The following is a 12062-nucleotide window of genomic DNA, read 5'->3' on the forward strand; positions in this document are numbered from 1 at the left end:
GCAAGCCTTGCGGGGCGTGGGGGACGATCAGTCCCCGGTATGGCGGCGGATGTCGCGCACCACGCCGAGCGCAGCCTCGCGGGTCCGGCGGGCGAGGGCGCGGGTGCCCTCCGCCGCGGATCCAGCTGCCTCGGAGGCATCGGCGGATAGCTTCTTCGCCTGCGCCCCGGCGGCATCGCCCAGTTCCGCGGCGCGTTCCTGCCCGGTGCGCGCGGCATCGAGAAACTCGTCGAGCATGGACATGGCATAGGCGACCGCAGCCTCGCCGATCATCGTCCCGAGCCGCGATCCACCGCGCGAGGCGACGTTCTTCACGCTTGTCGATGCGCTTGTTGCGGCCCCGGAGATGGCCTCGCCCGCGCCGTGCCACGCACGGCCCGCGACCCGGCGGCCCGGGCGGGTGAGCAGGCCGATCACCAGCCCCGCCGCCACGGCCCCGCCGATCACCGTCAGCGGATGGGCGCGGGTGTAGTCGATCGCGGCATCGGCGGCGGCGCGGGCCTGTTCGGCCAGACTGCGCTCGGCATTGCGGCGTTCGGCGGCTTCGATACGGGCGCGCAGCGCGTCGCGCCGGTCGAGGGGGGCAAGGTCGGTCATTCGGGATCTCCCACAGCCGCCGGTACGGGGGCTCCGGCGCTGTCCATGTCAAGCTCGGTCTCGTCGGAACTCTCCTCGAGAAGTCCCTCGATCCATTCGAGAATAGGCCCGCGCGCGAACCACAGGATCAGCGCCCCGACAAGCAGCGCGAGCACGCCCTTGTTGTCGCCGGCCTGGGCCTTGGCCTGTTCAAGCACGTCGCGCGCGCCGGTGCGGATGCGGTTCGATATCGTGCCGGTGACGCCCGACGACACGCGGCTCGCAATGCCTTCTTCCGAGAGGCTGGCGCGCAGGTGCTCGATATCTTCTGCGAGCACAGCGCGGGCGGCATCGCGGATCGCCCGGTCCTCGATGAAGCGGTCGGGAAGGCGGGTCATCGCTCCTCCCCCGAACCGAACATCGCCGCGACCATCCGCCCGTCGGCCGCCGCGCCCATGACGAGCACCACGACCCCGACCAGCAGCACGCCGACCACGATGGCGATCGCGCCCCAGATCGTCACCAGCGGAGCGAGCGCGATCACCGCGCCCACGGCAAGTGCGATCAGCGCGATGTGCAGCAGCACCAGCGCCAGCACGAGCAGGACAAGCGCCCGCCCGCCGCGCTTGCCGGCGAGGCTGGCGCGGGTCTTCTGGAAGGCGATCTCGGCTTCGGCATAGGTGCGCGCGTCCTCGACAAGCGCACCCACATCATCGCGCAGGGCCGCAAAGCCCGTGCTGTCCTCGCCCGGCATGGCTGCCGCCGGATCGGGCGACGCGTCCTCGACCGGCCCGGTCGGGCCGGCGCGGGGGCCGGGTTCGGTGTCGTGCATCCTGTCGCCTTTCCGGCGCTATCCGTCAGCGCCGCCGTCCGCCGAGCATCCGTGCGAGGAAGAAGCCGAACACCGCCGCGATGCCGACAGCGACGCCCGGGCTCTTGCGCACCATCGCACGCGCATCCTCACCCAGTTCCTCGACGCTTTTGGCTTCCAGCTTGGCCGAGGTTTCCTGAAGCGTGCGCGCGGCCCTGCGGGCATAGTCGCCATATTGCTCGCCGAGGCGTTCGTCGATCTGCGGGGCCGTGTCGCCAACGACCTTGCCGAGCGAGGCGATCGCGTCGGTCGCGACCTGCTTGCCTTCGACGGCGAGTTCGCCCGCCTTGCCCATCGCCTGCTCGCCATACGTCTTCGCTTCGGCAACGAGGTCGGTGCCCTTGCCCTTGGCCTGCCCGCCGACAGCCGTCAGCCGGTTCTCGGCCTCGGCGCGCAGCGCGGCGGCGCCGGCCTTGGCTTCCTCGAGCGCGGCGTTGAAGCGGCTCTTGGCCTCCACCACCTGCGCCGAGGCCGCCGGGGTGGCCGGAGCCGGTTCGGTATCGGGGGCCTTCACCGTGGCGCCGGTCTTGCGCGGGGCGGCCTTGGCCGGACCTTCGCTCTTCGCGGTCGCGCCCTTGGCCGATTTGGCGGGGGTCTTCTTGGTCGGGGTGGTGTCTGCCATCGCGGTGCTCCTTGTCCTTTACGCTCGTTCCGGCCCCGCTCGCGCCGCCCGCTTGCGCGAGGCAGTTCCCGCGCATAGGGACAACTCGCGTCCGGCCTGGGCTGGAATCATCGAGCCAGAATCATGCCGTTCCCATTAGCATAGCCTTCGAGTGTCTTAACAACCTAAACCACATTACAGCCGGAGCCAAACATGACCGCGATCATCGACATCCACGGCCGCGAAATCCTCGACAGCCGCGGCAATCCGACCGTCGAGGTCGACGTGCTGCTGGAGGACGGCAGCTTCGGCCGCGCGGCGGTGCCCTCGGGCGCCTCGACCGGCGCGCACGAGGCGGTGGAGCTGCGTGACGGCGATGCCGGGCGCTATCTCGGCAAGGGCGTGCTGAAGGCCGTCGAAGGCGTCAACACCGAGATTCGCGAGCTGCTGATCGACAATTTCGATGCCGAGGACCAGCGCGACATCGACCTTGCGCTCATTGCGCTCGACGACACGCCCAACAAGTCGCGCCTCGGTGCCAATGCGCTGCTCGGCACCTCGCTGGCGGTGGCTAAGGCGGCTGCCAATGCGCGGGGCCTGCCGCTCTATTCCTATCTCGGCGGCGTTTCGGCGCACATGCTGCCGGTCCCGATGATGAACATCATCAACGGCGGCGAGCACGCCGACAACCCGATCGACATCCAGGAATTCATGATCATGCCCGTCGGTGCCGACAGCATCGCCGAGGCGGTTCGTTGGGGGGCGGAGGTGTTCCACACCCTCAAGAAGGGCCTGCACCAGAAGGGCCTCGCGACCTCGGTGGGCGACGAGGGCGGCTTCGCTCCCGATCTCGCCAGCACCCGTGCGGCGCTGGATTTCATCATGGAGTCGATCACCAAGGCCGGCTTCACTCCGGGCGAGGACATCGTGCTGGCGCTCGACTGCGCCGCGACCGAGTTCTTCAAGGGCGGCAAGTACGAGATCAGCGGCGAGGGCCTCAGCCTCTCCCCGACCGAGATGGCCGACTATCTTGCGAAGCTGTGCGCGGACTACCCGATCCGTTCGATCGAGGACGGCATGAGCGAGGACGATTTCGAAGGCTGGGCCGCGCTCACCGCCAAGCTGGGCGAGAAGGTCCAGCTCGTCGGCGACGATCTCTTCGTTACCAACCCCGCGCGCCTGTCCGACGGCATCGCCCGTGGCCTTGCCAACTCGCTGCTGGTCAAGGTCAACCAGATCGGCACGCTGACCGAGACGCTCGCGGCGGTCGATATGGCGCACCGCGCGCGCTACACCTACGTGATGAGCCATCGCTCGGGCGAAACCGAGGATGCGACCATCGCCGACCTCGCGGTTGCCACCAATTGCGGGCAGATCAAGACCGGCTCGCTCGCGCGGTCGGACCGGCTCGCCAAGTACAACCAGCTGATCCGCATCGAGGAAGAGCTGGGCGACAGCGCCGCCTATGCGGGCCGCGCCTGCTTTGGCGCGCGCGGCTAGAAGTCGACAGCCTCGAAGAAGCGGTCCATCGCCGTCAACCCGGCACCCGTCAGCCTGACGAGCACGCGGCGGTGATCCTCGGGATCGTTCTCGCGCACCACCAGGCCCTGGTCGGCGAGCACGCTGAGCCAGCGCAGCCCGGTGGTCGCGGGCGCGGCCGAGCCGATGCATGCGCTCGAGACGGAGACCTGCTTGCCTTCGCCTTGCGCGATGTAGAGGTCGAGCAGGATATCCCAGGCAGGCTCGCCGAACAGATCGGGATTGCCGAAGATCGAGGCGCGCTTGCGGCGAAGGGCATAGATCTTGCGGGCGAGGACGAGGTGGGAATGGCCCGGGCGGGACGACCGGACAGAGGCTGGTTGTTCGGGGTAGGCGGCATCCGGATATTGCTCCGCTGCATCGCGCAGCCTCTCGGCGATCGCCATCAGTTCCTCGGCGAGCGGATGGAACAGCGCCGCCGCGGACGCTTGTTTGTCCCGCGCGTCCGCCCCTGTATCGCCTGAGATCTTGCCCATCCTGCTGCCTTCGGGAAGTGCCCGCGCACGGCTGCGCCGGCTACCCCAGGGCGCAATGATAGGCGCAGGTACCGACCATGGCTTTACGGGTTAATACGCATAGCCCTCTTTTCGCAGCAGAAAGCGGGAGCATGGAGGAGCTTCATCGGCGGGCGCAGTCGAGCCGCAACTGCTGGATGGCGGCGTCGAGATGCGCCGCCGCGATGTGTGCGCCGCGTTTGTCGAGCGCGGCGAGCTGCTGCTCGAGTACGGCAATGATGTGATGCGCGTCAGTGTCGCATGGCGCGCCTGCCAGTTGGTTTTCCAAACCCGGTTCCCGATATGAGCTCTACGGCCCTTCTACCCCGCGCGACCAGCAGGGAACACAATAAGCTCGTCGGATATCGCGTAAATGACTTACGCAAATCTACAGAGGGAAACTACGTAGTGGCGGACCTGTACCGGAACAGTACATCCGCCCGGGCAAGCGTCAACCAAAGCGGTCCTGCAGCGCCAGCAGCGCCAGCGCGGCTTTGGCCGCCTCGCCGCCCTTGTCCTTCTGGGCAGGGTCCGCGCGGACCAGCGCCTGGGCCTCGTTCTCGACCGTGAGGATGCCGTTGCCGATGGCGATGCCGTCCATCGTCAAGGCCATGATCGCGCGCGCGCTTTCGCCGGCGACGATCTCGAAGTGGTAGGTTTCGCCGCGGATCACCACGCCGATCGCGACGAAGGCGTCGTAGCGGTCGCTCTCTGCCGCAAGGGCGATGGCGCCGGGAATTTCGAGCGCCCCGGGCACCGTCAGCACCTCGACCGAGTGGCCTGCGGATTCCAGCGCGGCGCGGGCGCCGGCGATCAGCATGTCGTTGAGATGGGCGTAGAAGCGCGCTTCGACGATGAGGATGTCGGCCATGGGGTTTACTCCGGAATGGGGTGGAAGTCGGTGATGGTAAGGCCGTAGCCCTCGAGCGCGACGAGATCGGGGCGGCTGTTCGACAGCAGCACCATCTCGCTCACCCCGAGATCGACGAGGATCTGCGAGCCGATGCCGATATTGCGCTGCTCCTCGCCCGCTGCCCAGGTGCCGGTGCCGACGCGACCGGTGAGGATCACGATCACCCCCGAGCCGTGCGCGCCGATGGCGTCCATCGCGCGCTGGAGCGTGCGCTTGCGGGGGCCGGGCTGGCCCAGCACGTCGTCGAACACCGAGATCGGGTGGACCCGGGCGAGAGTGGGCTCGCCGGGAATGACATGGCCCTTCTGGAGGACATAGGCCTCGCTTCCCGCCACGCGGTCGCGGTAGGTGATCATCCGCCACTGGCCGCCGTAGTCCGAGGTGAAGGCGCGCTCGGACAGGCGCTCGACCAGATGATCGTTGCGCATCCGGTAGGCGATGAGGTCGCGGATCGTGCCGATCTTGAGATCGTGCTTGCGCGCGAAGGCGATGAGGTCGTCGAGCCGGGCCATGGTCCCGTCCTCGTTCATGATCTCGCAGATCACGCCCGAGGGGTTGAGGCCGGCGAGCCGCGAGATGTCGACCGCCGCCTCCGTGTGCCCGGCACGCACCAGCGTGCCGCCGTCGCGCGCCATCAGCGGGAAGACGTGGCCGGGGGTAACCAGATCGTCGGCACCCTTGGCGGCATCAATCGCGACAGAGATGGTCCGCGCGCGGTCGGCGGCCGAGATGCCGGTGGTCACGCCTTCGCGGGCCTCGATCGAGATGGTGAAAGCGGTCTGCATCGATTCCTTGTTGTTGCGGCTCATCGGCTGCAACCCGAGGTGTTCGACGCGGTCCTTGGTGAGCGCGAGGCAGATGAGGCCGCGCCCGTGGGTGGCCATGAAGTTGATCGCCTGCGGGGTTGCCATCTGCGCCGGGATGATGAGATCGCCCTCGTTCTCGCGGTCTTCATCGTCGACGAGGATGTACATGCGGCCGTTGCGTGCCTCGTCGATGATTTCCTCGATGGTGGCGAGCACCGGGCGATCATCATTGGCGGCGAGGAAGGCCTCTAGCTTGGCGAGGGTCTCGGCGGTGGGGTTCCAGCCATCGTCGCCGCAATCGCGCAGCGTGTTGGCGTGGAGTCCGGCGGCGCGGGCGAGGCCGGCCCGGGTCATCGTGCCTGATGTGACGAGATCGCGAACGCGTGTGATGAGCGATGTGTTCATGCGCTTGCATTATCACATTACAATGTGAATGCAATGCGAGGCGGCGCTGCCAAAAATGCGAGCGTGGATGAAATGCATGAAGCCGCGCAGCGACCGGTCACAGCGAGACGGCAGCCGTGATGGATCAGCAAATAAGGCGCTTCGGAATGAGGAGGATGGTGGACGCACTAGGGCTCGAACCTAGGACCCGCTGATTAAGAGTTAGTGGCTACTCTCAGGGACGGGAATGTCGTCCCGCCTTGTTTCCTCTGGGGATACTTCCCTCCGTTCCCTTGCTGTTCCCGCGTGTTCCTGCTATCGTGATTGCTGAAAACAGGATTAGCAATCACATGGCGACCGCGCGCATAACCAAGAGCCTGCTTGATGGTCTGACGCCGGGGGCTAAAGATGCCTTCGTGTGGGACAGCAAGCTTGCGGGCTTCGGGGTCAAGGTGACGCCCTCGGGGTCCAAAGTCTTTGTCTATCAGTATCGCCTCGGTGGGCGCGGCGCGAAGGTGCGGCGCTACACCATCGGCAAATTCGGTCCTTTCACGCCTGACAAGGCGCGGCACGAAGCCGAGCATCTGGCGCGGCTCGTGGCGCAAGGTACCGATCCCCAACAGGTCAAGGCCAAGCATCGCCGCGAAGTGGTCGATCTGGCCTTTGACAAGTATGTTGAGCGTTTCGAGACGGACTATCTCAAGCGCGAATGGCCTGCGTCCTGTGCGGACGCCCGCGCGACGCTTGACCGCTTCGCCGTGCCTGTCCTCAAAAGCAAGCCCCTGCCTGCCATTGACCGGCGCGACATTCGGGCGGTGCTTCGGCCTGTGCAGGGAAAGCCTGCGACCGCGCGCAAGCTGTTTGCGATCCTGCGCCGTCTGTTCAAGTTTGCTGTTGCCGAGGATGATCTAGCGACCTCGCCCATGTCCGACATGGAAGCGCCCTCTGTTCCTGAAGCCCGCGACCGCGTGCTTGAGGATTGGGAATTGAAACTGGTCTGGCAGGCCTCGCACAAACTCGGCTCGCCGTTCGGGCCGCTGGTGCGCCTGCTAGTGGTGACGGGCGCGCGGCGTGAGGAAGTGGCTGGATTAACTTGGGGCGAACTGCGCGAAGCCTCTGCCATGTGGCACCTTCCAGCCGAACGGGCTAAGAATGGCTTTGCCTTCGATCTGCCGTTGTCATCGCTCGCTGTGCAGGAACTCGACGCGTTGAAGGGGAAGGGTGACAAGTGGCCGCGCAAGGGGCTGCTGTTCTCCACCACGGGCAAGACGCCCGTTAGCGGGTTCTCAAAGGCGAAGGCACGGCTCGATGCCGAAATTGCAAAGCTGAACGATAAGGAGCCTCTATCCCCGTGGCGGCTTCACGATCTGCGGCGGACGCTGGCAACGGGGATGCAGCGCCTCGGGGTGCGCTTTGAGGTGACCGAGGCACTGCTGAACCACATTAGCGGCGCGAAGTCCGGTGTGGCGGGTGTCTATCAGCGTCACGATTGGGCGGACGAAAAGCGCACGGCAATTGAGGCGTGGGCCTGCCATGTCGCGGGGCTGCTTGTGGAGAAGGATAAATCGAACGTGGTTGTGCTCGCTGACAAGCGGGCGTGATCGCAGGGGCGACTAGGATAGCTACCGAACAGGCCGGAACCGCTCGGCCCTGTCGCCCCGCCTAGATTAGCGGATGCCCTGCGGGGGGTTATGGATCGTTACGAACTGGATCAGGCGGTGAACCGCCAGATTGAGCAAGCCTATTGGCCGTGGTGGTTTGCTGTTGCCTATGTCCAGTCGAAGCCTGCGCGATATGATGCCATGCGCGGCGGGGTTGAGACCCACCTGGCCTCTAAAGGAAGCAGCGTTGATGCTGTCGGCGCGTTCGGGCGAGTTGTGGCTGTGCTGTGCGGCGACGACGATCCCGATAGCGAGACTTTCCGCAATTGGCAGGCCCGCGCTGAGGATCGCCTGATGATGGCAATTAGGGCGGGGAAGGTCAAAGCGTGGGGGCGGACGGCTCCTAGCGGGAGCCTTGTTGAGATTGCACCGTCTGATTGGGTGGGCAGCGAAGTTGATTGCTCGGACACTTGCGACCTTGTGCGGGAGGGTTGGCGCGATCTTGAAGGCATTGACCGCGCCCTCAATGGTGAGCGGGTGGTGTGGTTCTCCGATATTCACCTGCCCCGCGAGCAAGTGATGGCATGGGCCGATCATTTGGATCAAGAGGCGCAGCGCGAAATTCAAAACGTTGATGACACAAGCGATAGCGAAGCCTTTGAGAGCATCACGGCGGGGCGCGACGATTTGGAGGGGGGCTTTTGGTCTGCATTCGTTACGTGCGCTTGGGTCGGCTCACGGTGTGAGGCCTTCACCGCGAAGGCCCAACGCTTTGAATGCGAACAGCGCTTAGATCGCGGCGGCGTTTACTCTCAGGCTGCTTGGATCGTCTTAAGCGGGGCAATGCGGCATAGGTTCGGCGTCAGCGGGAAGGACGCTCTGCGCCGCTTGCAAGTCGCCATTGGAGACCGCGTTCTTGCGGCTGGCAGCGGCCTCGATCTGGAGACAGGGCGAAGCCGCGACATCACGCCTGCCGAGTGGGCGCGCATGACGGTTATTCACGATCAGCACGGCACTTCGCTTGTCCCCGGCGTCTATGGCGTCAGCTGGTCGTCGACTGATGTGCGGGCGGCGTTTCCCAGCCAAGCAGGAGAGGCGACGGAGATCGCCCCTGAGCCTCAAAATCATCGTCCGTTGCATAATTGGAAGGAGCCTGCCCCCCCGGCTATGACACTTGCCGAGGCGTCTGCGGATGTTCTCGCTTGGGTGCACGACTATGACAAAGCGGGGCTACCTCTTCGGTCTGCATATTCTGACGCGGTCAGGAGACTCGGCGCTGGGGTGCTGCGCAAAATAGACGTTGATGCGCTTCTAAAGGAGGCGAAGACAGCACGCCGTGCGCCAGTCGTGAAGGGGCGGCCTCGCAAGTTATCTGGCCGCGCAAGCGCCTGAACCTAAACACAAACAATGTTTAAATGCGCAGCGCATTAAGACATTTCGGACGGCACATTTTCGGCTCGTAGCCTCCCTTCAACCCACGAAGACAGGGGATATTCCCCTTCGGGTTGATAGGTGCAGCATGGAAGAATTGCTCGACACGAAAGCCGCCGCGCCGCGCATCGGCGTAGCTCCCGCGACGCTTGAGAACTGGCGTTCGCTGGGTATCGGCCCGCGCTTCATCAAGACCGCTGGCCGCAAGGGGCGCGTCCTCTATGATCCCGCCGATATCGAGGCGTGGAAAGATGAGCGTCGTTACCAGTCCACTTCGGAAGCGGGGGCTGCGTGACTTATGGGGAACAACCTTAGTGGGGCCGAACCCCAAAAGTTGAGGGGGCGCGCAACCCTGAAAGTGCGCAACCCCCTTATCGAAAACGCTTTGCAGGCGGCTAATTTCGACGGGGAAACCATACAGCAAGCGACGCTTTGGGGCAACGCCCTACTGCGCGCCCGTGATGCGTGGGCGGACGAAAACCGCAAGCGGCGGCGCTATTACGATGCGCCTGTCGATGGTCATCAGGACGGCTTTGCACGGCAGAACAGGAGGCGTGCATGACCTCCACAAACCTCTCCAATCAACCGGAAGAATCCAAACCGCATTACGGCAACGGCACAGCTGCGGGTTTCAAGGGCAATAGCCCACAGGCTCGCCAGAACAGCGCTGCGGCGGCGCACGTGGTCAACAAGACGCTCGGGCGTCGTCACGCGCAGATGATGGCCGCGTGGTCGCGCTACGGTGCGGCTGGCGCCACCCCTGAACAGGTTGCCGACGATGTGGGCTTGCCTGTCCATGTGGTGCGCCCGCGTGCTGGCGAACTGGTCAAGCGTGGTCTGCTCTTTGAGGCAGGCAAGCGCACTGGCGGCATGGGCTTCAAGGTCATGTCCTACAGCGTGGCAAAGCCGGAAGGGGGCGCGGAATGACTGCGGACATTATCCCCTTTCCCCGCGTGCCGATCCGCGCGCTCGTGGCCATTCCTGCGGCTGACCATCACCTTGACCTCTGCCGTGTGGTGCAGGGCGGTTATGGCTTCGCTGGCCCCCCGCTTCGCCGTGGTCGGCTTGAAACCATCCTGCGCGATCTGCGGGCAGAAGGCCGCGGGCTTCCCGTCACGGTTCACCCTGAATGCGAGCGGAGGGCGGGCTTATGAGCGCGGAACCCGCCCCCGATGCAATCCGCATTTTTCTTGGTGCTCTGCCGGACGAGGAACACGAGCGCCGCGCGAAGCTGTCCAGCTACCGCAATGCGGCGGCGGCGTTCGTTGCCAGGACGGAAAGCGACACGGCGCGCTTGCTCGCTTGGGAAGTTGTCAATTGGGCGACGCCCTTTGTCTATGCCCCCGGCGTCCCCCTCGATTGGCTCGACCGCCTTAACCAACTGTCCAAGCGCCTGATGCTGACCGCGATGCAGGCCGAGGAAATGGACGACATTTTGCGCGAGGCTTCGCATGGATGATTTCGACAAGCGGATTGAGCAACTCGACCGCGCCCACCAAAAGCGCCTCTATGTGGGGGGCGATGAGGGCGGGGGCCTGCCTCCGATCGCTGCGTCGCCTTTCGCCCTGCCTGACCCTGCCTCGATCCCGCCGCGTCGCTGGCTGCTCGGCAAGTGGCTACAGCGTGGCGAACTTAGTGCGATGATCGCCCCCGGCGGCGTCGGCAAGACTACTTTCGAAGTGGGCTTGGCGCTATCGTTGGCGAGCGGAAAGGATCTGTTCGACCGTGGCTTGCCGGAAGGCCCGCGCCGCGTGTGGTTCTGGAACCTCGAAGACGACGCGCAAGAGCTGGCACGGCAATTCGCTGCTGCGGCTCTGCATCATCAAATCGGGGCTTCGGACATTGACGGGCGGTTGTTCGTCGATGGCCTCGACCAGAAGCTTTGCACCGCCATTGAAACGGCGGACGGGGCACAAATCCTCGAGCCCGTTTATGAGGCGGTCACGCGGGAACTGCGACGACGCAAGATTGATGTTCTCAAGATTGACCCCTTCGTTTCGAGCCATGCGGTCAACGAAAACGACAACGGAAAGATCGACGCGATAGCCAAGCGGTGGAAGCGTGTCGCGCAAGATTGCGACTGCGCGATCCTGCTCGTCCACCATAGCCGCAAGACGGGTGGCAATGCTGTCACCGCCGAAGACTCGCGCGGGGCGTCCTCGCTTAGCGGTGCTGTCCGAACAGTGCTGACCCTCAATCCCATGAGCGAGGAAGAGGGCAACCGCTACGGCATCACGGAGAAGGCTGACCGCCGGACGATCATTCGCGTCGATAACGGCAAAAGCAACCGCGCCCCGCCCGAAAACGCCTTCTGGTTCAAGCTGCACTCTGTGGACCTCGGCAACGGCAACGGACTTTCGCAGGGCGATCAGGTTGGCGCTGCGGCGATCTGGCAAGCGCCCGACCCCTTCGAAGGCCTGTCCGTACGCGACCTCTACAACGTGCAACATGCCATCGCAGGCGGGGACTACGCGGCCAACGTGCAGGCCTCCGATTGGGTCGGGCGCGCTGTAGCAGACGCCTTGGGCCTCGATGCTGGCGACAAGAAGGATAAGGGCCGTATCTCGTCACTGCTCGCGTCGTGGATCAATAGCGGCGCGCTGGCCGTAGAGAAGCGCAAAGACAAGGCGAAGGGACGCGAAAGGCCCTTTGTCGTGGTCGGAAACTGGATCAAGCCTGACGAAATCCCCACCTCGAAAAGTGGGGTGGGGACAGGTGGGGGAAGTGGGGAAATTCCCGCCCAGAACCCTACCCCACCCCACCCCCCTTATAGGGGTGGGCGTGGTGGTGGGGTGGGGGAAGGCCTCGGCGCGGGAAGTGGGGTGGTGGCTCATGCCTAGACCCTC

General features: G+C 65.1%; 16 protein-coding genes. 8 read left to right on the top strand and 8 right to left on the bottom strand.

Annotation, left to right across the window (positions count from 1 at the left end; genetic code table 11):
• Nucleotides 1-27: 27 nt before the first annotated feature.
• Genes CBR61_RS10210 through CBR61_RS10225 form a run of 4 tightly spaced genes read right to left on the bottom strand, consistent with a single transcriptional unit; the run spans nucleotide 28 to nucleotide 2069 of the window.
• Nucleotides 28-597 carry a hypothetical protein gene (locus CBR61_RS10210; RefSeq protein WP_088914257.1) on the bottom strand — a complete coding sequence of 190 codons (570 nt, stop codon included), beginning with the start codon at nucleotides 595-597 and terminating at the stop codon, nucleotides 28-30.
• Nucleotides 594-974 (bottom strand): hypothetical protein, encoded by a 381-nt coding sequence (locus CBR61_RS10215; protein ID WP_088914258.1) that lies wholly within the window; start codon nucleotides 972-974, stop codon nucleotides 594-596. The genes CBR61_RS10210 and CBR61_RS10215 overlap by 4 nt, the downstream gene beginning before the upstream one ends.
• Nucleotides 971-1408 carry a phage holin family protein gene (locus CBR61_RS10220; RefSeq protein ID WP_088914259.1) on the bottom strand — a complete coding sequence of 146 codons (438 nt, stop codon included), beginning with the start codon at nucleotides 1406-1408 and terminating at the stop codon, nucleotides 971-973. Before CBR61_RS10220 ends, CBR61_RS10215 begins: the two co-directional genes overlap by 4 nt.
• Before the next feature lie 25 nt (nucleotides 1409-1433).
• Nucleotides 1434-2069, bottom strand: coding sequence for a hypothetical protein (locus CBR61_RS10225; protein WP_088914260.1), 636 nt, complete (start codon nucleotides 2067-2069; stop codon nucleotides 1434-1436).
• Nucleotides 2070-2261: 192 nt separating this feature from the next.
• On the opposite strand from CBR61_RS10225, the gene eno reads away from it, so the two are divergent.
• Nucleotides 2262-3548, top strand: coding sequence for a phosphopyruvate hydratase (gene eno, locus CBR61_RS10230; protein WP_088914261.1), 1287 nt, complete (start codon nucleotides 2262-2264; stop codon nucleotides 3546-3548).
• Here the strand turns inward: eno and CBR61_RS10235 are convergent.
• From CBR61_RS10235 to ribB, 4 genes are all read right to left on the bottom strand, one after another.
• The gene (locus CBR61_RS10235; protein ID WP_233996698.1) at nucleotides 3545-4063 is read right to left on the bottom strand and encodes a MarR family winged helix-turn-helix transcriptional regulator; all 519 of its coding nucleotides are present in this window, start codon (nucleotides 4061-4063) and stop codon (nucleotides 3545-3547) included. The genes eno and CBR61_RS10235 overlap by 4 nt on opposite strands.
• Before the next feature lie 142 nt (nucleotides 4064-4205).
• A complete protein-coding gene (locus tag CBR61_RS16830; RefSeq protein WP_157696562.1) occupies nucleotides 4206-4370 on the bottom strand; it encodes a hypothetical protein in 165 nt (54 codons plus the stop codon).
• Nucleotides 4371-4532: 162 nt separating this feature from the next.
• On the bottom strand, nucleotides 4533-4952 hold the full coding sequence (gene ribH / locus CBR61_RS10240; protein WP_088914262.1) for a 6,7-dimethyl-8-ribityllumazine synthase: 420 nt from the start codon (nucleotides 4950-4952) through the stop codon (nucleotides 4533-4535).
• 5 nt (nucleotides 4953-4957) lie between these two features.
• Complete coding sequence (gene ribB / locus CBR61_RS10245) at nucleotides 4958-6205, bottom strand: 3,4-dihydroxy-2-butanone-4-phosphate synthase (RefSeq protein ID WP_088914263.1); 1248 nt, start codon at nucleotides 6203-6205, stop codon at nucleotides 4958-4960.
• A gap of 329 nt (nucleotides 6206-6534) precedes the next feature.
• Here ribB and CBR61_RS10250 point away from each other — a divergent pair, with 329 nt between their 5' ends.
• The 7 genes from CBR61_RS10250 to CBR61_RS10275 all read left to right on the top strand — a co-directional run bounded on the left by CBR61_RS10250 (nucleotide 6535) and on the right by CBR61_RS10275 (nucleotide 12056).
• Nucleotides 6535-7785, top strand: a complete 1251-nt coding sequence (locus tag CBR61_RS10250; protein WP_088914264.1) for a tyrosine-type recombinase/integrase — start codon at nucleotides 6535-6537, stop codon at nucleotides 7783-7785.
• Between the two features lie 90 nt (nucleotides 7786-7875).
• Nucleotides 7876-9177, top strand: coding sequence for a hypothetical protein (locus tag CBR61_RS10255; RefSeq protein ID WP_088914265.1), 1302 nt, complete (start codon nucleotides 7876-7878; stop codon nucleotides 9175-9177).
• Between the two features lie 127 nt (nucleotides 9178-9304).
• Complete coding sequence (locus tag CBR61_RS10260) at nucleotides 9305-9511, top strand: helix-turn-helix transcriptional regulator (protein WP_088914266.1); 207 nt, start codon at nucleotides 9305-9307, stop codon at nucleotides 9509-9511.
• Nucleotides 9512-9514: 3 nt separating this feature from the next.
• The gene (locus CBR61_RS17005; RefSeq protein ID WP_172835946.1) at nucleotides 9515-9778 is read left to right on the top strand and encodes a hypothetical protein; all 264 of its coding nucleotides are present in this window, start codon (nucleotides 9515-9517) and stop codon (nucleotides 9776-9778) included.
• Nucleotides 9775-10143, top strand: coding sequence for a hypothetical protein (locus CBR61_RS10265; RefSeq protein WP_088914267.1), 369 nt, complete (start codon nucleotides 9775-9777; stop codon nucleotides 10141-10143). Before CBR61_RS17005 ends, CBR61_RS10265 begins: the two co-directional genes overlap by 4 nt.
• Before the next feature lie 223 nt (nucleotides 10144-10366).
• The gene (locus tag CBR61_RS10270; protein WP_088914268.1) at nucleotides 10367-10675 is read left to right on the top strand and encodes a hypothetical protein; all 309 of its coding nucleotides are present in this window, start codon (nucleotides 10367-10369) and stop codon (nucleotides 10673-10675) included.
• On the top strand, nucleotides 10668-12056 hold the full coding sequence (locus CBR61_RS10275; RefSeq protein ID WP_088914269.1) for an AAA family ATPase: 1389 nt from the start codon (nucleotides 10668-10670) through the stop codon (nucleotides 12054-12056). Before CBR61_RS10270 ends, CBR61_RS10275 begins: the two co-directional genes overlap by 8 nt.
• Nucleotides 12057-12062: the final 6 nt, after the last annotated feature.

This window comes from Porphyrobacter sp. CACIAM 03H1, assembly GCF_002215495.1.
GTDB lineage: Bacteria > Pseudomonadota > Alphaproteobacteria > Sphingomonadales > Sphingomonadaceae > Erythrobacter.